19 protein-coding genes are annotated in these 20,159 nt (G+C 65.4%); 14 read left to right on the forward strand and 5 right to left on the reverse strand.

Annotated elements, in window-relative coordinates; all coding sequences use genetic code 11:
* The first annotated feature begins 158 nt into the window (after nucleotides 1-158).
* From QME84_04850 to QME84_04860, 3 genes are all read left to right on the forward strand, one after another.
* The gene (locus QME84_04850; protein MDI6873593.1) at nucleotides 159-1,259 is read left to right on the forward strand and encodes a hypothetical protein; all 1,101 of its coding nucleotides are present in this window, start codon (nucleotides 159-161) and stop codon (nucleotides 1,257-1,259) included.
* A gap of 142 nt (nucleotides 1,260-1,401) precedes the next feature.
* Nucleotides 1,402-2,325, forward strand: coding sequence for an SDR family oxidoreductase (locus QME84_04855; protein MDI6873594.1), 924 nt, complete (start codon nucleotides 1,402-1,404; stop codon nucleotides 2,323-2,325).
* Nucleotides 2,326-2,342: 17 nt separating this feature from the next.
* Nucleotides 2,343-2,768 carry a PaaI family thioesterase gene (locus QME84_04860; GenBank protein MDI6873595.1) on the forward strand — a complete coding sequence of 142 codons (426 nt, stop codon included), beginning with the start codon at nucleotides 2,343-2,345 and terminating at the stop codon, nucleotides 2,766-2,768.
* A gap of 10 nt (nucleotides 2,769-2,778) precedes the next feature.
* Here the strand turns inward: QME84_04860 and QME84_04865 are convergent, their stop codons facing one another.
* From QME84_04865 to QME84_04880, 4 genes are all read right to left on the reverse strand, one after another.
* On the reverse strand, nucleotides 2,779-3,078 hold the full coding sequence (locus tag QME84_04865) for a hypothetical protein (GenBank protein MDI6873596.1): 300 nt from the start codon (nucleotides 3,076-3,078) through the stop codon (nucleotides 2,779-2,781).
* A 181-nt stretch (nucleotides 3,079-3,259) separates the two neighbouring features.
* Nucleotides 3,260-4,426, reverse strand: coding sequence for an inositol-3-phosphate synthase (locus QME84_04870; protein MDI6873597.1), 1,167 nt, complete (start codon nucleotides 4,424-4,426; stop codon nucleotides 3,260-3,262).
* 78 nt (nucleotides 4,427-4,504) lie between these two features.
* Nucleotides 4,505-5,134, reverse strand: a complete 630-nt coding sequence (locus tag QME84_04875) for a PadR family transcriptional regulator (GenBank protein MDI6873598.1) — start codon at nucleotides 5,132-5,134, stop codon at nucleotides 4,505-4,507.
* A gap of 222 nt (nucleotides 5,135-5,356) precedes the next feature.
* Complete coding sequence (locus tag QME84_04880; GenBank protein MDI6873599.1) at nucleotides 5,357-6,040, reverse strand: MBL fold metallo-hydrolase; 684 nt, start codon at nucleotides 6,038-6,040, stop codon at nucleotides 5,357-5,359.
* A 401-nt stretch (nucleotides 6,041-6,441) separates the two neighbouring features.
* On the opposite strand from QME84_04880, the gene QME84_04885 reads away from it, so the two are divergent.
* From QME84_04885 to QME84_04900, 4 genes are all read left to right on the forward strand, one after another.
* Complete coding sequence (locus tag QME84_04885) at nucleotides 6,442-7,293, forward strand: deoxyribonuclease IV (protein MDI6873600.1); 852 nt, start codon at nucleotides 6,442-6,444, stop codon at nucleotides 7,291-7,293.
* Between the two features lie 338 nt (nucleotides 7,294-7,631).
* A complete protein-coding gene (locus tag QME84_04890; protein MDI6873601.1) occupies nucleotides 7,632-8,051 on the forward strand; it encodes a secondary thiamine-phosphate synthase enzyme YjbQ in 420 nt (139 codons plus the stop codon).
* Nucleotides 8,052-8,075: 24 nt separating this feature from the next.
* Complete coding sequence (lysA, locus tag QME84_04895; protein MDI6873602.1) at nucleotides 8,076-9,323, forward strand: diaminopimelate decarboxylase; 1,248 nt, start codon at nucleotides 8,076-8,078, stop codon at nucleotides 9,321-9,323.
* A gap of 37 nt (nucleotides 9,324-9,360) precedes the next feature.
* Nucleotides 9,361-10,224 (forward strand): hypothetical protein, encoded by an 864-nt coding sequence (locus QME84_04900; protein MDI6873603.1) that lies wholly within the window; start codon nucleotides 9,361-9,363, stop codon nucleotides 10,222-10,224.
* A gap of 16 nt (nucleotides 10,225-10,240) precedes the next feature.
* On the opposite strand, the gene QME84_04905 is transcribed toward QME84_04900, so the two are convergent.
* Nucleotides 10,241-11,539 (reverse strand): orotidine 5'-phosphate decarboxylase, encoded by a 1,299-nt coding sequence (locus QME84_04905; GenBank protein MDI6873604.1) that lies wholly within the window; start codon nucleotides 11,537-11,539, stop codon nucleotides 10,241-10,243.
* A 194-nt stretch (nucleotides 11,540-11,733) separates the two neighbouring features.
* Between QME84_04905 and QME84_04910 the strand changes: the two genes are divergently transcribed.
* The 7 genes from QME84_04910 to fsa all read left to right on the forward strand — a co-directional run bounded on the left by QME84_04910 (nucleotide 11,734) and on the right by fsa (nucleotide 20,116).
* On the forward strand, nucleotides 11,734-13,035 hold the full coding sequence (locus tag QME84_04910; GenBank protein MDI6873605.1) for a homoserine dehydrogenase: 1,302 nt from the start codon (nucleotides 11,734-11,736) through the stop codon (nucleotides 13,033-13,035).
* A 348-nt stretch (nucleotides 13,036-13,383) separates the two neighbouring features.
* On the forward strand, nucleotides 13,384-14,439 hold the full coding sequence (gene thrC / locus QME84_04915) for a threonine synthase (protein MDI6873606.1): 1,056 nt from the start codon (nucleotides 13,384-13,386) through the stop codon (nucleotides 14,437-14,439).
* 102 nt (nucleotides 14,440-14,541) lie between these two features.
* A complete protein-coding gene (locus tag QME84_04920; GenBank protein MDI6873607.1) occupies nucleotides 14,542-15,735 on the forward strand; it encodes a cofactor-independent phosphoglycerate mutase in 1,194 nt (397 codons plus the stop codon).
* 83 nt (nucleotides 15,736-15,818) lie between these two features.
* The gene (locus QME84_04925; GenBank protein ID MDI6873608.1) at nucleotides 15,819-16,640 is read left to right on the forward strand and encodes a metallophosphoesterase; all 822 of its coding nucleotides are present in this window, start codon (nucleotides 15,819-15,821) and stop codon (nucleotides 16,638-16,640) included.
* Nucleotides 16,641-17,028: 388 nt separating this feature from the next.
* A complete protein-coding gene (locus QME84_04930; GenBank protein ID MDI6873609.1) occupies nucleotides 17,029-18,366 on the forward strand; it encodes a cyclic 2,3-diphosphoglycerate synthetase in 1,338 nt (445 codons plus the stop codon).
* Nucleotides 18,363-19,322 carry a zeta toxin family protein gene (locus QME84_04935; GenBank protein MDI6873610.1) on the forward strand — a complete coding sequence of 320 codons (960 nt, stop codon included), beginning with the start codon at nucleotides 18,363-18,365 and terminating at the stop codon, nucleotides 19,320-19,322. Before QME84_04930 ends, QME84_04935 begins: the two co-directional genes overlap by 4 nt.
* Nucleotides 19,323-19,468: 146 nt before the next feature.
* Nucleotides 19,469-20,116: a fructose-6-phosphate aldolase gene (gene fsa / locus QME84_04940; protein MDI6873611.1), complete on the forward strand. Its 648-nt coding sequence runs from the start codon at nucleotides 19,469-19,471 to the stop codon at nucleotides 20,114-20,116.
* The last annotated feature ends 43 nt before the right edge of the window (nucleotides 20,117-20,159 follow it).

A 20,159-nucleotide genomic window follows, 5' to 3' on the forward strand; every position in this document is an offset into this window, starting at 1 on the left:
GTCCGGTGCGGGAAAGCGCTCTTCATGGCGGCGGCCTTCGTCGCCTTGGCTCTGTTTTTCGCCGCGGTGATCAAAAGAAGTCTTCGTGCGGGGCCCGCCGGTGCACCATCCCTTCCCTGGAAGGAGGCGAGACCGGCGGAGATCTTCGGGGCGGGGCCATGAAGGTTCTTATCCTGGGCGCCGCGGGCCGGGCGGGAAGGGCGGTGCTCGGCGCCCTCCGCTTCCTGCCCGGGGTGGAAGCCGTGTTCCTAGCCGACAATGACGCCGAGGGCCTCACCAGGATGGCCTCCCAGCCCGCTCCCTTTCCGCTGCACCTACGCTACCTGGAGGCCGCGGATCCCCGGAGCCTGCGCGAACGACTCTCCGAGGCCGACCTGGCGCTGGGCTGCCTGGGGCCCTTCCACCTCCACGAGGTGGAGGTCTTCCGGGCGGTTCTGGAAACGGGGCGCGACTACCTCACCCTGTGCGACGACGCTCGCATCACCGCGGTGCTCCTTTCCCGCCGGGAGGAAGCCGCGGCATGCGGCTCCCGGGTGCTTCTTGGCTGCGGGATGGCCCCCGGGCTATCCAACCTCCTGGCCCTCCGGGCCGCTTCCCTCCTGGACCGGGTGGACCGCCTGGGCTTCTTCTGGCGCCTGGAGGGGTTGTCTTCCCTGGGATGGGCAACCCTCCGCCACTTTGCGCATTCCCTCTCCGGAAGGGCGGTGATAGTCCGGGGGGGCCGGGAGGAACGGGTGCGGGCAGGGGGTTGGCCGGAGGCGGTGGACTTTCCCCCGCCCGCCGGTCCCGCCGTCCTCGCCTACCTGCACCGGCCGGAGCCGCTCACCCTCCCCCGCGTCGTAAAAGGGGTGAGAGAAGCCTTCTTCAAGGCCGGGATGGGCGCAAGGGGAGAGGATTTCCTCCTCCAGGTCCTCTCCCGGCTGGGGGAGGAAGGGTACGCGGAGATTCTCTTGAACCTCCTGAGATTGGCCGGGGGAAGAGCCCTGGCGGCGAAAAGGGAAGGGCCCTGCCCCTCCTCCCTCCGGGTGACGGCGGAGGGCGTCCGCGGGGGAAAGCCCCGGCGCGTGCACCTGGCCGCCAGCGGGGATTATTACCGGGTCACGGGGGTGATGACCGCCGCGGCCGCGGCGTGGCTGCGGGCCGCCGACCCCCCTCCGGGGATCTACGCACCGGAGGAGGCGATGGACGCCGGGCACGCCCTCCCCTTCCTCGAGGCCTCCGGGACTCGTTTCTTCCTGGCCGAGGAGGCTTCCTTTTGAAGGACGCGGAACCCGCGACCCGGGCTCCTCCGTCCGGTCAGGCGGGGCCACCGGAAACGTCGTTACCGGATCGGGCGCAGGCTGCTATAATTTCTTAATTGAACGCCGGGAGGACGACCCGAGCGACGCAAGGAGCTTTACCTTGAAGGTACTGGTAACCGGGGGAGCCGGGTTCATCGGATCCCACCTGTGCGAGCGCCTGGTGGAGGAGGGGCACGCGGTATGGTGCCTAGACAACCTATGCACCGGGAGCATGGAGAACCTGGAAGGCCTTAAGGGACACCCGCGCTTCAGGTTCATCCTGGCCGACGTGGCCGATCCCCTGACCCTCGAGGTGGACGCCGTGGCTCACCTGGCAAGTCCTGCCAGTCCGGTCGATTATCACCGCATGCCGGTCGAGACCATGCTGGCCAATTCCATGGGCACCTACCAGGCCCTCGAGGTGGCGCGCAAGAACGGCGCCCGGTTCCTCCTGGCCTCCACCTCCGAGGTCTATGGTGACCCCCTGAAGGTTCCCCAGGACGAGGAATACACGGGCAACGTCAACCCGGTAGGGCCGCGGGCCTGCTACGACGAGTCCAAGCGGTTCGCCGAGGCGCTCACCTCCACCTACCGGCGGCTGTACGGGACGGAGACGGTAATCCTGCGCATCTTCAACACCTACGGCCCGCGCATGCGGCGCGAGGACGGGAGGGTGGTTCCCAATTTCATCCAGCAGGCCCTGGCCGGGGAGCCTCTTACCGTCTACGGGGATGGCTCCCAGACCCGGAGTTTCTGCTACGTGGACGACCTGGTGGAGGGAATATGCCTGGCCCTGCGCAGCGAACGCGCCGTGGGGGAGGTTATCAACCTGGGCAACGATCGGGAGATGACCGTGCTGGAGCTGGCCCACCGCATAAGGGAGATGCTGGGCTCCACCTCGGAGATAACCTTCCTGCCCCTTCCCCAGGGCGACCCGCGCAGGAGGAAGCCCGACCTCACCCGGGCCCGGGAACTTCTGGGATGGGAGCCGGCCACCGGCCTGGAGGAGGGCCTGCGTCGGACGGTGGAGTGGTTCCGGCGGTGACGTGCGGGGAGGAAGCCTTGGAGGACAGGGAATCGCGGTACGAGAGGATAATACGTTTGCGCTCCGACCCCTCCACCTTCTACGCCCTCCTGGGCATGAGGGTGGAGGAACTGGAAGAGGGGAGGTCCCGCCTGACCCTGCCGGTGGAGAAGAAGCACCTGAACGCCGGCGGGGTGGTGCACGGCGGGGCCCTGGCCTCCCTGGCCGACGCCTCCATCGCCGCCGCCTTGGCCACCCTCATGGACCTGGAGCGGGAGGGCATGATCACCGTGGAGATGAAGATAAACTACCTGGCACCGGTGCGCGACGGGCAGGTGAGCGCGGAGGGCAAGGTCATCCAGAAGGGGAAATCCATTGCCGTGGGCGAGGCCTGCCTTTACGGTTCCGGCGGAAGGATGGTAGCCAAGGCCACGGCTACCTTCATGATCCGGCAGCGGAATTGAGCTTTCTGGCTCAGGAAAGACCGCCCAGCCTGATGACCCGGCGCAGTATCCAGGAGCCCTCCTCGGGGTGGTGGCTGAGCAGGTAGAGGTCTCCGTCGTCGGCTCTCACCCGGAAGCAGACCCTCCGCTCCCGGCCGGTCTCGTCCTCCTCGAACCAGCTTCCCTCGATGTCCATGACCGAGAACTCGCGCCCACTGAGGATGAAGCTCAAGGGCCTCTCGTCGGCCTTGAACCCGGAATAACACCTGACCTGAACGGGGAAGTTGGCCTCCTCGGTCACGGGGTTCCACGTCTCGATGGTCTCGCTCAAAACCGCATCCTCCCGAATACGATTCCCGTGTCCCGTTTACATGCGTAACTGCCTAATACAACACATGGCCCGTGGGCGTCAACCCCCGGTGAAGACTCGCTCCGCCGGTTCGAGAGAACGGCCGCGGAGGAAAGGCCGGTGTTGACCGGGAAGCACGGGGTACCCGGTCCCGGCACGGGGCTCAATCCTCGCCGGGATTGGTGCGGCCGGAGAGAAGGCCCTGCGCGCTCTCCAGGTCCTTCCCGTTGCCGAAGTCGGCGGTGGTGAGCATCCCCTCCGGCTTACCGGCGATGAAGTCCTCCACCATCTGGCGGGCGACATCGTCGGAGTATTGCACTGGAGGGGATTTCATGAAATAGGCGGAGGGCCCGATGAGAGCTCCAGAGAGCCCACGGTCCATGGCCAGCTTGCAGCAACGCACGGCGTCGATGACGATGCCCGCGGAGTTGGGGGAGTCCCACACCTCCAGCTTGAACTCCAGCGAGACGGGGACGTCTCCGAACTCCCGTCCCTCCAGGCGGATGTAGGCCCACTTGCGGTCGTTGAGCCAGGCCACGTAGTCGCTGGGCCCGATGTGCACGTCGTCCTTGTCGATGCTGTGGTTGAGCTGGGAGACCACGGCGTCGGTCTTGGATATCTTCTTGGACTCCAGCCTCTCGCGCTCCAGCATGTTCATGAAGTCCATGTTCCCGCCGATGTTCAGCTGGGCGGTGCGGTCCAGGACCACCCCGCGGTCGTTGAAGAGCTTGGCCAGGACGCGGTGCACGATGGTCGCCCCCACCTGGGACTTGATGTCGTCGCCCACGATGGGGAGCCCGTAGCGGCGGAACAGCCCCTGCCAGATCTCCTCCCTGGCCACGAAGACGGGTATGCAGTTCACCACCCCGCACCCCGCCTTGATGGCCTCCTCCACGTAGAAGCGGGTGGCCTTCTCGCTCCCGACCGGCAGGTAGTTCACCACCACGTCCACCTCATGGCGGGCCAGGGTCTCGGCCACGTCCACCGGCTCCGAGGGGTCTTCCTCGGCCACCTGGCGGTAATATTTCCCGAACCCGTCCAGGGTGGGGCCGCGGTAGACCGGGGCCCCCAGGTGCGGGACGTCGCTGATCTTGATGGTGTTGTTCCTGCCCCGGAAGATAGCCTCGGAGACGTCCCTGCCCACCTTGTCCGCGTCCACGTCGAAGGCGCACACGATCTCGATATCCCGGATGTGGTAGGGCCCGATGCGCACGTGCATGAGTCCCGGGACCAGGTCGCCTTCCTCGGCGTCGCGGTAGTACTGGATGCCCTGCACCAGGGAAGAGGCGCAGTTCCCCACCCCTATGATGGCTGTCCTCACCTTTCCCATATGTTCAACCTCCCTTTAACCCGTTATATGCATATCCCGTCGGGGATAGACTTTCCTCCTCGTTCACGCCTCCGGCCCTCACGCCTGTATGGGCGTGGCCTTCTTCAGTGATTCTCCCTCCAGGAGCAACTTCTCACCCCCCTTCTCCCCCTTCCTCGAGGTGCCCCTTTCCCGTTCCTTCTCCAGGAGATGCTTCCTCTCCTGCTCTATAAGCTCGTCCAGCCACCGGATGTCGCTGCGGAGCAATTCCTGGCGGTGCCGGAAGAGCCCCAGGCGGTAGCTGTCGGATTCCTTGTAACGCGACTTGCCGGTGCCGCTTATCTCCTCGAGCCTCTCGGCGAGGTAGTTGCGGCGCTTCTCGAGCAGCCAGAGCCTTAACTCGGGTTCCAGGTACTGGAAAAAGGCCAGCCGGAGGCTGAACTTGTCGGAATCGGTTATCTCCGACGACTTTCCGGTGTCCTCCAGCAGCTTGCGGAATATCTCCTCCCCCTTGGGGGTGATGCGGTAGACATAGCGGTTGCGGGTCTTTTCCTTTACCGTGTAGGCCCTCTCCACGGCATCCTTGGCCTCCAGCCGCTTCAGGGCCGGGTAGAGAGATCCAAAGCTTATCTTCCACAGGTGCCCCAGGAGGAAGGAAAGTCGCTTCTTGAGTTCGTAGCCGTGCATGGGCTTTTCCTTGAGGGCGCCCAGTATGGCCAGTTCGAGCACCTTTACATCCTCTCCTTCCGGCGTTATTATCTACACCGGCATCCGGTTTATAGCCTATCGAATCGATATATCAAATCGATATATCTTGGCGATATATTACAGCATTTCCCGCAGCGCATGCAACTCCTGCCTGTTTAGCCGGGACGATAGGATGGCGTCTCTGTTCTTTCAACCCTGAAAGTGCCTACTGAAACGGTAGAGCATCCTCCTCGCTTCCGGGCATCACAGGCGCCCGTAATTGCGCAGGTAGTCCTCAATGTACCTGCGCACCTCGGAGGCGGGGCGGATGACCCCGAAGTGTCCCTCGCAGAGGATATCCGCCTTCAGTTCCAGGAGGCGCCGCATGGAGGTCGCCCAGGCGTCGAGGTCGGAACCGAAGGAGGCGTAGAAGGGGCCGTGGATGTCCTGCCCGAAGAGCACGGTGTACAGGCCGTTGTTCAGGTGCAGGGATATGGAACCCGGGGTATGGCCGGGGGTATGGAGCCAGCGGAGGGGAACAACTCCCCCGGGGAACTCGCCTTCCTCCCCTCGCAGGACGTTCCTGATCTCCAGCGGCTTGAGATCCACGCCGTACCACTGGGCGGCGGTGCGCCTCAGGTCCCCCTCCTGGAGGGGTTGGGCGTCCAGTTCATGGACCGCCGGCTTTATTCCATATCTTTCCAGGAAATAGGCGGCTCCTCCCACGTGGTCGATATGACAGTGGGTGAGGACCACCAGGCTCAGGTCCTTGGGGGAGTAGCCGAGCTCCTCCAGGTTGCGGACCAGGAGGGGCGTGGAACGGCCCGCTCCGGCGTCCACCAGGATGGGACGACCCAGGTCCACCAGGTACACGCAGCAATCGTCCGGAGAGGTCAGTTCCGGCCCCCCGACCATGTACACGCCCTCGGTTATCCTGTAGGGTTTCATGCGCCTCGTTCCCCTTCACGTCGCGACCTCGGCGGGACGCGGGACCGCTATCCCCGACCATCCCCCTCGCAGGCCCTCATCTTCCTCCGCTCCCGGCGGAGAGCAGCCGATAAATCCTTTTTACCACGTCGGGAGCGGCGGGGCTAACCTCCGCGGGAGAGGGCGCGAGCCTGCCAGGCGGGAAAGGGGACCCTTCAGGGTGGGGAAGGGTTGGAGCCTGTGGTTCTCCACGGGCCGCGCCGGATGGGATACCTGTCCGGGCGGGAACGGGAGTAATAAAATGGATCCGGGACCGGCCGGCGGGAATGATGGCGCCCGCGGAGGTGTTGCCGGCAGGGCATGCGGCCTGGACATCCGGCCTTTTCCCGCGGGCGGCAGGGACGTCAAGGGGGGGTCAGCGGATGCGCCTGGGATGCCACGTGCAGATAAGCGGGGGCCTGGGCAAGGCGGTGGACCGCGCCGTGGAAAGGGGCTGCGAGACCATCCAGGTCTTCGTCTCCAACCCCCGGGGGTGGAAGCAGTCCGACATCCTCCCCGGGGATATCGACGCCTTCCGGGAAGGTTGCCGGAGGGCGGGCATCGAACCGGTCTTCGTGCACACCATCTACCTCATCAACCTGGCCGCCCCCGAGGGGGAGGTGAGGGAGAAGTCCATAGCCGCCCTGATCATGAACATGGAGGCCGCGGCGAGGCTCGGTTCCTCAGCCGTGGTGACCCACCTGGGCAGTCACGGGGGGGAAGGGGAAGAAGCGGGCATTCAGAGGGTGGTGCAGGCGGTCGGGGAGGCCTTGCGACGGGGGCCCGAAGGCGTGCCCCTTCTGCTGGAGACCACGGCCGGGTCGGGGAACAGCGTGGGGCATCGTTTCGAGCAGCTGGGCGAGATCGTCAGGGCTTTCCCCGGCGAGGAGAGGCTGGGGGTCTGCCTGGACACCTGCCACGTCTTCGCCGCCGGTTACGAGATACGTACCCGCGAGGGCCTGGAGGCCGCCCTGCGGGAGCTTGACGAGGAGGTGGGCCTGGACCGCCTGAAGCTGGTGCACGCCAACGACAGCCGGGGCGACCTGGGTTCCCGGGTGGACAGGCACGAGCACATCGGCGAGGGGAAGATAGGCATGGAAGCATTTTCCATGCTGGCGCGGCATCCCGTGTTGCGGAAGCTGCCCTGGATACTGGAGACGCCGGAGATGACCGTGGAAAGGGACCGGGAGAACCTGGGGCGGCTGCGACGGGCGGCGGGAAAGAGAGCCCGTTGAGCCCGCGCCCCGCGGGCCGGCCCTTCTCCGGCGCCCGGGTAGGATTCGTGCGGCGGAAGACCGGCACGCTCGTAACGCATCCTTCTCCTTTAGCGGGAAGGTTTCGGCATGCCGGCCCCAGGCCGCTCGGGACCGCGCCCGACCCGCTCACTCTGGCGCGGCCGGGGCGTGGGAGGCTTCCGACCGTCCCTCCTCGCGACATGCGCCTACACCGGGAAGCGGAGGTGTTAATATGGTCGGGAGAGGCCAGGGCCTCGGCCATAAACGGCGTATCTCTAAAGCGGCGAATATAATCTTAATAAGCGACGAATATAATAGAGGAGAAAGGACAGGAAAGCATGGCCGTGGTTCACAAGCGCCTGGAGTTCGAGACCGAGGGCAACGCGCAAATCGTGGAGATAACCGAGGAAGTCTCCGCCCTGCTCCGGGAAACGGGCCTGCGCAGCGGCATCCTGAACGTATTCGTACCCGGGGCCACGGGTGCGGTGACCACCCTGGAGCACGAACCGGGTGTCTGCAGGGACTTCCAGGAACTCTTCGATTTCCTGGCCCCCGTAGACCGCGATTACCACCATAACCGCAGGGGGGTGGACGCCAACGGGCACTCCCACGTCCGGGCGGGGCTCCTGGGCCCCTCGGTGACCGTACCCTTCGAGGAAGGCAGGCCCCTCCTGGGTAGGTGGCAACAACTGGTATTCGTGGACTTCGACGAGGTCCCCAGGTCGCGTACCCTGGTGGTAACCTTCGTCGGGGAATGATGTTCGAAGGCAGGTGTTTTCCGGATGCACGCCTTTCAGTACCTGGACGGCATCCTGCACGGTGAGGAGGTTCCCCTGGACCGCATCGCCGAGAAGGTGGGAACCCCCGTCTACGTGTACAGCAGGCGTACGCTGTGCGACCATTACCGGCGCCTGGACCAGGCCTTCGCCGAGGTTCCCCACCTGATCTGTTACTCGGTGAAGGCCAACTCCAACCTGGGGGTGCTCTCCGTCCTGGCCCGCGAGGGAGCGGGTGCGGACATCGTCTCCGGAGGGGAGCTCTACCGGGCTCTCAAGGCGGGCATCCCGCCGGAGAAGATAGTTTTCGCCGGGATAGGGAAGACGGTCGAGGAGATGGCCTACGCGCTGCGTTCCGGAATACTCATGTTCAACGTGGAGTCGGAGGACGAACTGCTCCTCCTGGACCGGGTGGCGGCGGAGACGGGGAGGAGGGCGGACATCGCCCTGCGGGTCAACCCCGACGTTGACCCCGGCACCCATCCCTACATTGCCACCGGGATGAAGGAGGCCAAGTTCGGCATCGACATGGAGGAGGCCCCGGCGGTCTACGAGCGCGCGGCCTCGCTGAAAAACGTGCGCGTGGTGGGGATCCACCAGCACATCGGCTCCCAGATAACGGAGGTGGAACCCTTCCGAGACAGCCTGGAGAGGACCGGAGAGCTGGTGCGCTCCCTTCGGGAGCGGGGCTTGGACATAAGGTATATAAACATCGGAGGGGGCTTCGGCATCCCCTACGACGAGGAGGAGGTCCCCTATCCCATGGATTATGCCCGGGCCCTGGCACCGGTGCTCAAGGAGCACGGCTGCACGGTAATCCTGGAGACGGGACGCATGATCGTGGGCAATGCAGGCGTGCTGGTCACTAGGGTCCTTTACCGCAAAAGAAGCGGGAATAAGAGGTTCCTGGTGGTGGACGCGGCCATGAACGACCTCATCCGCCCCAGCCTCTACGGGTCCTTCCACCGCATACTTCCCGTAGTGGACAGCGGAAGGGAGGAGGAGACGGTGGACGTGGTGGGACCGGTCTGCGAGTCGGGGGATTTCCTGGCCCGGGACCGTTCCCTGCCCAGGGCGGAGCCGGGGGAGCTCCTGGCGGTGATGAGCGCCGGAGCCTACGGTTTCGTCATGTCCTCCAACTACAACTCGCGCCGCCGGGCTGCAGAAGTGATGGTGGATGGAAGGGATTTCCTGGTGGTCCGGGAGAGGGAATCCCTGGACGACCTGGTGCGAGGCGAGAGGGTGGTGTCCTGAGGGGTTCCCCGGCAGCCAGCAGCGCTGGCGTAAGGGGGTGAAGCTCATCGCGGCCAAAGAAGCTGACGTCGGCGTGGTGAACAGCGGAAGGCGCGGGAATCCGCCGGACGCTCCCTATTTTGCCCTGGAGATGGAGCCCGGGGATTCGGGCGGTCCGGTGTTCGCGGCCGCGGTGTGCTCAGAGGGGGAGACCCCCGAGGAGCTGGAGGTCCGGCGGTATGCCATGGGCCTCCTGCACGAGTTCTTCCGCCGGCGGGAGGAGGTGGTCAGGTCCACGGACTGCCGGGTGGTGCTGCGCAACTCCCTCCGCCATATCCACCGCCACATCCTCGACCGCTACGGCGACGGTGGGCCCCGGCTGGACCTCCTGCTGGTCCTCGCCGACCCCCAGCGGCTTTACGCCGCCCGCTGCGGCGAGAATGCTCTTTTCGTCCACAGCGGGGAGGAGACCGGTGCCCTTTTCGGCGGCTGGGAGGGGGAGGGAGGACTCCTGGGCGACGCGGCGGGGGAGAGGATAGAGATACGGGAAGCGCCGGTGCATCCGGGGGATATGGTGGTGCTCTGCAACCCGTCGGTGGCCCGGGTGATGGGGGCGTGGGACGTGGGCGTCATACTCAGGAGGGCGCGGGAAGCGCGCAAGGCGGCCCTGTTCCTCTCCGCCATCGCTGAGAGGAAGGGGGCCCAGGGGGTGCTGGTGGCCCTGCTCTGGGAGGTCCCCAATTACTGCGGCGCAGCCATGCTCGCCGAGGAGCCGGCGCAAGAGGGGGAAGGCGGGCCTCCCGGGATCCCCTCGGAAGAGGGGGAAGAGGGAGCGGTGGAGGAGGTTTCAGGGGAGGAGGAACATGCCGAGAAGGCCAAGAGGCAGTGGCTGAGCAAGTGGCGCCGCCGAAAGGAGGAATGAATGGACTAGCTGGTAATTACTTCCTCTTCTCCCACTTCTCCAGGTAGGCCACCTGGGAAAGGGTGGAACCGGCTTCGATCTCCCCGCGCAGGCGGTTTTCCTTCTCCAGGACGTCCATGGCCCGGTTGGCCATCTCCACCACCTTGTCCCGGGGGATGACCACCACGCCGTCGTCGTCGCCCACCAGCCAGTCCCCGGGGAAGATCCTCCTTCCGCCCACGGTCACCGGCACGTTTATCTCCCCGAAGCCCTTGGGCTCCCCCGCCGTGGGGGTGATGAGGCGGGCGAAGGAGGGAAAGTTGAGCCGCCGTATCTCCACCGTGTCCCTAATGGCCCCGTCGATGACCACTCCGGCCAGCTTCCTCTGGATGGCGCTGTGGGTGGCCAGCTCCCCCCACAAGGCCGGCCCCACTCCGCCGGCGTCGATGACGATGACGTCCCCCTCCTCGGCCACGTCGATAGCCTCCACGGGCTTGGCCCAGTCGCCGGGGTAGGCCCTCACCGTAACCGCCGGTCCGGCCATCTTCATCCCCGGGCTGATGGGCAGGATGCCCTCCAGCTCGCCGGAACGGTGCATGGCGTCGGATATGTTGGGCGTGGACACCTTGAGGAGGACCTCCCGCACGTTCTCCAGGTTTACGCGCTTGTAGAGGTCGGTCTTCACCGCCTGCCCGGTGAGCATGGCCCGTTTTATCTCCTCCGCGGCGCGGCGGGCGTCCTTGCTCTTGATGATGGCCCCGCCCACGATGACGATGTCCGCGCCGCTCTCCACCGCCCGCGCCGCCGTCTCCGAGTTGATTCCCCCTGCCACGGCCACGGGGATACTCACCGAGTTGGCCACCAGCCGCAGCCGCTCGAAGGGGTCCACGCCCCGCATCTGCATGTCGATGGCCGTGTGCACGGCGATGTAATGGGCGCCCGCCGCCTCCGCGGCCCGTGCCCGGTCCACGGGATCCCCCACCTCGATGAGGTCCACCACGATCTCCGCCCCGTAGTTGTTGGCCGCCTCCACGCATTCCCTGACCGTGGCATCGGAGGCGGCGCCCAGGACGTCGATGATGTTGGCTCCGGCCTTGGCCGCGGCCTCCACCTCCGCCCGGCCGGCGTCCATGGTCTTCATGTCGGCCACGATGACGTGGTGGGGAAAACGCTCCCGCAGGGCGCGCACGGCGTTGAGGCCCTCGCTCTTGATAAGAGGGGTGCCGGCTTCGATCCAGTCGGCGCCTCCCGCGACGGCCTCCTCCGCGACTTTGATGGCCCTCTCCAGGTCCACGAAGTCCAAGGCCACCTGCAGCACGGGTTCTTTTATCCTCATGGCAGGATTGATTATAGTACGGGCCCTATCTCCCCGCCACCTCGCTCACCTCGGAAAAGCGGGAGGTCCAGCGGGAATGCCAGGCCGGAAAGAGAGGAAACCCCTCCCGCGCGGTATGCGCCGCGTGTTTCCGGCTGCTAAAATACCTTTATTCCGGGTCTTACCATATCGTGGACGGAGATATCGGAGGGGAAATGTCGGAAGAAAGAAAGGCCGTAGTAGTGGGGCAGATCGGCTGCGGCACGGTGGGCTCCGGGGTGGTGCGCATCCTCCGGGACAACGCTTCCATAATCTCCCGGAGGGTGGGGATGGAGATAACCGTGAAGCGCATTGCGGTGAGGGACCTGGCCGACCCCCGCTACGTGGAGGTCCCCGAGGAGATGCTCACCACCGAGGCCATGGAGGTGATCGGTGACCCGGAGGTGGACATCGTGGTGGAGGTGATGGGAGGCATCGAGCCGGCCCGCACCTTCATCCTGGAGGCCATATCCCGGGGCAAACACGTGGTGTGCGCCAACAAGGAGCTCATGAGCACCCACGGGGAGGAGATCCTACGTGCCGCCGAGGAGAGGGGTGTGGATCTGGCCTACGAGGCGGCGGTGGGGGGCGGCATCCCCATCCTCATGCCCCTCAAGGAATCCCTGGCGGGCAACGTCATAGATCAAATCCTGGGGATCGTGAACGGGACCACCAATTACATCCTCACCCGCATGAGCGAGGAGGGCCTGGACTTCGCCGAGGCCCTGGCCAGGGCCCAGGAGCTGGGCTATGCCGAGGCCGACCCCACCTACGACGTGGAAGGAAAGGACGCCGCGGCCAAGCTGGCCATACTGGCCTCCATGGCCTTCAACTCGCGGGTGACCCTCTCCGACGTCTATGCCGAGGGCATCACCTCCATCACCCCGGACGACATCTCCTTCGCCCGCGAGCTGGGTTACGTCATCAAGCTGCTGGCCATCGCCAAGGACGAGCCGGACGGGATAAGCGTGCGCGTTCACCCCACCATGATACCCGCCCGCCACCCCCTGGCCTCGGTGCGGGACGAGAACAACGCCATCTTCGTGTCCGGGGACGCGGTGGGGGAGCTCATGTTCTACGGCAAGGGGGCGGGGTCCCTCCCTGCAGCCAGCGCCGTGGTGGGCGACGTTATCTCCATCGCCCGCAACATCCTGACCGGCGGACGCCTGGTGGGCTGTACCTGTTTCTTCCGTAAGCCCCTGAAGGACATGAAGGACGTGCGCTGCCGATATTTCATGATCTTCGACGTACCCGACCGGCCCGGGGTACTGGCCAAGATCGCCGGCGTCTTCGGCGAGAACCAGGTGAGCATCAAGTCCGTCATCCAGCACGGGACGGGAAAGGAGGCGCGTATCGTCCTGGTCACCCACGAGGTGAAAGAGGAGAACATCCGGGCCACGGTGCGGGGCCTGGAGGGCCTGGAGGAGGTAAACCGTGTAGCCAGCCTCATACGCGTGGAGGACCCCGGGGAGGACTGAGGCTCCCTTTCCGGGTGGAAAGGAAAGGTTGAGTCGGCGAGGGGATGAGGAGGCCGAGGGGACCTTGTCGAGCCCTGGTTTGCTGAGGAGGGAGGTTGGGGAGTCGTATCGCAGGCGGGGGGGCGAAGACGAACGGCGCTTCCAGCGCCACCTTGCGTGCGAGCGGTGCCGCAAGGGCGATTCGGCGGACGGGAGGGCAGGATTGAGGAATGAGACGCCGGCAGGTTGGTTCGGCCGCGCGTGAAGCCACCCCCAGGGTGGAGCGGCTTGCCTCTCCCAGTGACCGTACCGGCGGGATGAGGCCCGGGAAGCGGAGATGAAGGAGCGGAGACCAGGAGGTCATCGGTCTTGCGCGGTGAATGGCATGGTATCATAGAAGCCTACAGGGAATTTCTGCCGGTTACGGATAAGACCCCCGTGGTGACCCTGCTGGAGGGCAACACCCCCCTGGTGGAGGCGAAGTACATCAGCCGGCAGCTGGGATTGGATGTTTTCTTGAAGTACGAGGGCTTGAACCCCACCGGTTCCTTCAAGGACCGGGGGATGACGGTGGCCGTTTCCAAGGCCCTGGAGGAGGGGGCCCGCACGGTCATCTGCGCCTCCACCGGGAACACCAGCGCCTCGGCGGCGGCCTACGCGGCGCGGGCGGGCATCACCTGCGCGGTGATCATACCCAGGCAGGCCATAGCCCTGGGCAAACTGGCCCAGGCCCTCATCCACGGGGCACGGGTCATCGCCCTGGAGGGCAACTTCGACCAGGCCCTGAACATGGTGCGCCGCATCGCCGAGGATTACCCGGTGGTCCTGGTGAACTCCATCAATCCCTACCGCATCGAGGGCCAGAAGACGGGGGCCTTCGAGATATGCGACACCCTGGGCCGGGCGCCCGATTACCATTTCATACCAGTAGGGAACGCGGGCAACATCACCGCCTACTGGAAGGGTTACCGGGAGTACCGGGAGGCGGGAAGGGTGGACGCCCTGCCGCGCATGATGGGCTGGCAGGCGGAGGGAGCGGCGCCCATCGTGCGCGGCCACGTGGTGGAGAAACCGGAGACCATAGCCACCGCCATCCGCATCGGCAACCCGGCCAGCTGGAAACAGGCGGTGGCCGCGGCCGAGGAATCCGGGGGCCGCATCGACATGGTCTCCGACGCGGAGATACTGGAGGCCTACCGCTTGCTGGCTGAGCAAGAAGGCGTCTTCGTGGAGCCGGCATCGGCCGCCTCGGTGGCCGGCCTGTACAAGGCCTTCCGGCGCGGGGACCTGGAGCCCGGTTCCCTGGTGGTCTGTATCCTGACCGGGCACGGCCTCAAGGACCCCGAGCTGGCCATAGGGACGGTGGAAGAGCCGGAGCCGGTCCCCGCGGACCTGGACGCCGTTCTGGAAAGGCTGGGGCTTTGAGGTCCCGGGAAGGGGAAGCCGAGCCGCGGCGAGCCTGAAGGCCCGGGGTGGCGAGGCGGGGATCACCTACGCCTCACAGGTCTTGATGTCGGGGAGGTGGAGATGAAGTACGTCGTCCTGGTGCCGGACGGCGCCGCCGACCACCCGGTTACCACCCGAGGAGGGGCCACGCCCCTGGAGGCGGCTAGCCTACCGAACATGGATTTCCTGGCCGAGAACGGGATCTGCGGCACGGCGGTCACCGTTCCGGAGGGCATGCCGGCGGGGAGCGACGTGGCCAATTTTTCCCTCCTCGGCTATGACCCGCGTCAGCACTACTGCGGTCGGGGGCCGCTGGAGGCGGCCAGCATGGGAGTGAAGCTGGCCGAGGACCAGGTGGCCTTCCGCTGCAACCTGGTGACCGAGGAGGAAGGTCGGCTGGCGGACTACAGCGCCGGGCACATTCCCACCGAGGAAGCACGCCAGATCGTTCGCTTCCTGGAAGAAAAGCTGGGGGATCCCTACACCGCGTTCCACCCCGGGGTGGGCTACCGGCACCTCCTGGTCCTGCGGGGCCTGAAGCATCTGGACGACCTCTGCGTTCCCCCGCATGACGCCGTGGGCCGGAACATCGAGGAAATCCTCCCCCGGGGGCCGGGGTCGGAGCGGCTGCGGTCGCTGATAAGGCTTTCCCGGCGCTTCCTCGAGGACCACCCCGTGAACTGGTGGCGGAAGGAGCGCGGGCTGCGGCCGGCGAACATGATCTGGCCCTGGGGGCAGGGACGCTCGCCGGACCTCCCCACCCTCGGGGAGAGGTACGGCCTTTCCGGCGCGGTGATCACCGCCGTGGACCTCATCAAGGGCCTGGGTCTCCATGCCGGGATGGAGGTGGTGAACGTCCCCGGGGCCACGGGTTATTACGATACCGATTACGAGGCCAAGGCCCGCTACGCCTTGCATGCCCTGCGGAGGGTGGACCTGGTCTACGTCCACGTGGAAGCCCCCGACGAGGCGGGCCACGAGGGGAACTGGGAGGCCAAGGTGGAGGCCCTCGAGAACTTCGACCGTCATATCGTGGGGGCCGTGCTCGACGAATCGGTCCGCCGGCACGAGGAATTCCACGTCCTGCTCGCGCCCGACCATCCCACCCCCCTCGAGGTGGGCACTCACGTCCCGGAGCCGGTGCCCTTTGCCCTTTACCTGGGAGGCAGGGAACCCGACGCCGTGCGCGCCTTCAACGAGCGCGAGGCGGGAAGGGGCACCTACCGGGATATCCCGGGATGGAAACTCATGGATATGCTGGTAAAGGGACTATAATGGAAGTGAGGTGACGGAGAGGGCGCCCGGCGGCGGTGGAGCCGGAACCGGGCGGCCGGGAACGCGAACGGGAAGTGTCGAGTTTGTCGTCCAAGACCTATCCGGTCAGAAAATCGCCGGTGGTGGTTGCCCACATCTCCGATTTCCACATCGGGTCCTACCACTTCGTGGCCAACCTCATGAACCGCACCATCCACGAGCTCAACGAACTGCATCCGGATATCGTGGTGGTGACCGGGGATCTGACCAACGAGGGCTTCAGGCAGGAATACCTGACCGCCAAGTCCTACCTGGACAACCTGGAGTGCGAGAACATCGTCATCGTCCCCGGGAACCACGATTCCCGCAACGTGGGGTACCTCCATTTCCAGGAGCTCTTCGGTCCTCTCTTCCGCTGCCTGGAGTACGAGGGGGTCTTCATCATGGGCGTGGACTCCAGCGAGCCCGACCTGGACGACGGGAAAATAGGGCGCGAGAAGTACGGGTGGATTGTAAATAACTTCCAGTCCACGGAGGCCTTCAAGATCTTCGCCCTTCACCACCACCTCCTGCCCGTACCGGGAACCGGCAGGGAGCGCAACATCGTCTACGATGCCGGGGACATCCTCGAGCTACTCATCTACGCCGGGGTGGACCTGGTGCTCACCGGCCACAAGCATGTCCCTTACGTGTGGAAGCTGGAGGACATGTACCTGGTGAACGCGGGGACCATCTCCTCGCTGCGCTTGCGGGGTCATACCAAGCCCTGCTATAACCTTATCGAAATCCGCGAGGACAACGTGCGGGTGCTGCGCAAGTACCCCTTCGGGGGCAGCGACGTCATAGCCAGGTTCGGGGCCGGGGTGGGAGAAACCCAGCGGGAACTGTCCGGAGTGGTGCGGGAGATAATCGGAACGGACATCTGAGGCCCCGGGGCTCCGGCGCGCGGCAGGAGAAGTCGGATGGGCTATCCCCTTGAGAACGGACGTCCGGCGGATATAATTCGTGAGGCGGGAGGTATCCGACAGCTCTCCGATTCGCGTGCTGGGTGTGGCCGGCGAAAGGTCCCCGCGGACCGCTCCGACCTGGTCGAGGCGTGATGCGGCGCAGGGTACCGGGTGGGGAAAAACCAACCGTAGCCGGTTTATCCGCACGGACCGTGCTTTCCTCACCGCCTCCGGGACGTGGCGCAAGAGGGGTCACGGTTCCTGGGCGGCGGGTCCCTTTTGCCGGACCTACGTGAACGGCGCGTCCTTTCCGCGGCCCGGCCGGGAAAGCGGTGGGCCACCCGGGGTTGATGGCGGGGTATGAGCAGTGAAAGGTAAGAGCAGGACCCTTTTCCTGGTGGATGGGGAACACCATCCCTCCGCGATCCTGGATGCCGTGCGGGAGCTGGAGGAGGGGGAAGGCCTGGTCCCGGTGGGCCTCTTTTTCCTGGGAGGGACGGAGAAGGTGACCGACCTCACCGCCCTGTCCTCGCCGCGGTGGGAACTGGTGGTCGCCGGCGACCTCCTCGGGGAACTGGCCACGAGCATCGACAGGCTGCGCCCGGAGTTGGTGGTGGACCTCAGCGACCTTCCGGTGCTGGATTCGGAGACCAGGTTGGCCCTGGCCTCCGTGGCCCTGGCCCACGGGACGACGTACCGCGGGGCGGATTTCGAGTTCCGCCCTCCCCGCCGGGAGAAGATACTCACCGGACCTTCCTGCGCCGTCATCGGCACCGGCAAGCGTTGCGGCAAGACGGCGGTATCCGCGGAGCTGGCCCGCTACCTGAGCGGATGGGGTTACCGACCGGTGGTGGTGGCCATGGGTCGAGGGGGGCCACCGGAACCCTACCTGGTGGAGGGGAAGGAGGTCGACGGGGCCTATCTGCTGGGGGAACTTTCCAGGGGCCTCCACGCCGCCTCGGACCATTACGAGGATGCCCTGGTTACCGGGGTGACCACCGTGGGCTCGCGCCGCTGCGGGGGCGGGATGGCCGGGCAGCCCTACGTCACCAACTGCGCGGAGGCGGCCCGGCTGGCGGAGGGCCTGGGGATGGATGCAGTGATCATGGAGGGCAGCGGCTCGAGCATCCCTCCCGTGGAGACGCGGGGCGCCATCTGCGTGATCAGCGCCGCCCAGGACCCGAGGGATTCCCTGGAGTACCTCGGCCCGTACCGCATCTTGATTTCGGACGGGGTTGTAATTACAATGGCGGAAGAGCCTTTCGCCGATTCCCACCGCGTGTCATCGCTGCGCGAAAGGATAAAGCGTATAAAGGACGATATATTTATCATAGAGACGGTTTTCAGGCCTCATCCCTTGAAACCCATTGTTGGAAGAAAGGTGTTCCTTGCCGCGACCGCTCCTCCCGAGGCCGGGACGGTGCTGCGGAATTACCTGGAGAAGGAGACGGGTTGCAAGGTGAGGGGGATGAGCTTCAGCCTGGCCGACCGGCGGACGCTGAGGCGGGAGCTGGAAGAGGCGGGGGAAGCCGAACTCTTCCTGACCGAGCTTAAGGCCGCAGCCGTGGACACGGTGGCAACATACGCCGTGGAAACGGGGAGGGAAGTGGTCTACTTCCACAATCGCCCGGTCCCGGTGAACCCCGGGGAGAGCCTGGAGGGTTTCTTCCGCGCCGTGTGGGAAAGGGTGTTGGAGAGGACATGAGGGAAAAAGAGGAAAGGAACGCCAAGAGGATAACCATCCTCGACGAGGAATACCACCGGGTGCCCTTTTCCAAGGGGCTGACCGCCAACGCCATCATGGCCTCCGGCCTGGCCCCCGGCGCGGCTTACTTGGTGGCCGCGGAGATCGAGGAGCTCCTCATCCGGGAGGGAAGGCTGGAGGTCAAGACCCGGGAACTGCGCAGCCTCATCTACGAGACCCTCCTCCGGAAAGCGGGAAAGAAGTACGCGGAGAACTATTTGCGGTATATCAGCTTCAGCAGCTTGAACAAGCCCCTGGTGGTGCTCATAGGCGGTTCCACGGGGGTGGGAAAATCCACCATCGCCACCATGATCGCCAACCGCCTGAGCATCGTGCGCATCGTGTCCACGGACGCCATCCGGGAAGTGATGCGAGCCTTCTTCTCGCGTGAGCTCATGCCCACCATCCACACTTCCTCCTTCGACGCGGACACCGCCCTCATCCATCCCCTGCCGCCGCACGTGGACCCGGTGGTGGCCGGTTTCCGGGAGCAGAGCCTCTCCGTGCTTGTAGGGGTGAGGGCCATTATAAAGCGGGCCCTGAACGAGGGGACGCATATCATAATCGAGGGAGCGCACATCGTCCCCGGGTTCATTGCGCCGGAGCAGTTCCCCGAGGCCTTCATCGTGCCCCTGGTGATCAAGGTGTCCGACGAGAAAATGCACCGGGGCCACCTGTACGTCAGGGGGGTGGAAACCCAGGGTACCCGCCCGTTCATGCGCTACATCAAGCATTTCGACAACATCAGGAAAATCCAGGATTACATACTTTACATGTCCGAGGTCACCGGGGTGAAGGCGGTGGAATGCGTGGACCTCGATACCACCGTCTCCGAGGTGGTGGACTACATTATCAACTCTGCCTACGAGATGGCCCGCAGGGAGAAGCTGCTGGTGGAGGCGGGGAACTTGCCCTGAGCCCACCCGGCTCCGTCGGCACCCGCCCACGTGAACGGTGCGGCCGCGGAGGGCGGGAATACCGGAAGCAGGGCGGGAGGTCGCGGGAAGATCCGAGGACGGAAAGGGAGGTACGAGCGTGTGTCGCGGGTAAGCGGAGGTAGGAGATGAAGCTGTTCCTGGACACGGCCAACGTGGAGCATATCCGGGAGATAAACGAGTGGGGGGTGCTCTCCGGGGTGACCACGAATCCCTCCCTGGTCTCCAGGGAGGGGCGCGGTATGCGCGAATGCCTGGAAGAGATTACCAAGATAGTCTCCGGGCCGGTCAGCGCGGAAGCCGTCAGCCTGGACACGGAGGGCATGATCCGGGAGGCCCGCGAGCTGGCCTCCATCGCCGAGAACATCAACGTCAAGATACCCATGACCCCTCAAGGGCTGGCGGCGGTCAGTCGATTATCCAGGGAGGGAATCAAGACCAACGTGACCCTGGTCTTTTCCGCCAACCAGGCCCTCCTGGCCGCCGCCGCGGGCGCCACTTTCGTGAGCCCCTTCGTGGGGCGCCTGGACGACGTAGGCAACAACGGCATGGCCGTAGTGGAGGAGATAGTGGACATCTTCGACACCTACTCCATCCCCACGCAGGTCATCGCGGCCAGCCTGCGGCATCCCATGCACGTGGTCCAGGCGGCGCGGGCCGGGGCGCACATAGCTACCATCCCCTACGAGGTGATGGTCAAGATGGTGCAGCACCCGCTCACGGACATCGGCATCAAGAAATTTCTGGAGGATTATGAAAAGATCAGGAACCTTTGAGAGCCGGCGCCTCCGGGCGCCGCAATCCCAGTGAAAAGGAGGT

The organism is Actinomycetota bacterium (assembly GCA_030019255.1).
Taxonomy (GTDB): Bacteria; Actinomycetota; Geothermincolia; order Geothermincolales; family RBG-13-55-18; genus Solincola_A.

Bases quoted from the DNA above. Each gene is read 5' to 3' on its own strand.
- lysA (MDI6873602.1), top strand. From the start codon at position 8,076: ATGCACGCCTTTCAGTACCTGGACGGCATCCTGCACGGTGAGGAGGTT.
- QME84_04910 (MDI6873605.1), top strand. From the start codon at position 11,734: ATGTCGGAAGAAAGAAAGGCCGTAGTAGTGGGGCAGATCGGCTGCGGC.
- QME84_04905 (MDI6873604.1), bottom strand. From the start codon at position 11,539: ATGAGGATAAAAGAACCCGTGCTGCAGGTGGCCTTGGACTTCGTGGAC.
- QME84_04920 (MDI6873607.1), top strand. From the start codon at position 14,542: ATGAAGTACGTCGTCCTGGTGCCGGACGGCGCCGCCGACCACCCGGTT.
- QME84_04880 (MDI6873599.1), bottom strand. From the start codon at position 6,040: ATGAAACCCTACAGGATAACCGAGGGCGTGTACATGGTCGGGGGGCCG.
- QME84_04850 (MDI6873593.1), top strand. From the start codon at position 159: ATGAAGGTTCTTATCCTGGGCGCCGCGGGCCGGGCGGGAAGGGCGGTG.
- QME84_04890 (MDI6873601.1), top strand. From the start codon at position 7,632: ATGGCCGTGGTTCACAAGCGCCTGGAGTTCGAGACCGAGGGCAACGCG.
- QME84_04885 (MDI6873600.1), top strand. From the start codon at position 6,442: ATGCGCCTGGGATGCCACGTGCAGATAAGCGGGGGCCTGGGCAAGGCG.
- QME84_04935 (MDI6873610.1), top strand. From the start codon at position 18,363: ATGAGGGAAAAAGAGGAAAGGAACGCCAAGAGGATAACCATCCTCGAC.
- fsa (MDI6873611.1), top strand. From the start codon at position 19,469: ATGAAGCTGTTCCTGGACACGGCCAACGTGGAGCATATCCGGGAGATA.
- QME84_04870 (MDI6873597.1), bottom strand. From the start codon at position 4,426: ATGGGAAAGGTGAGGACAGCCATCATAGGGGTGGGGAACTGCGCCTCT.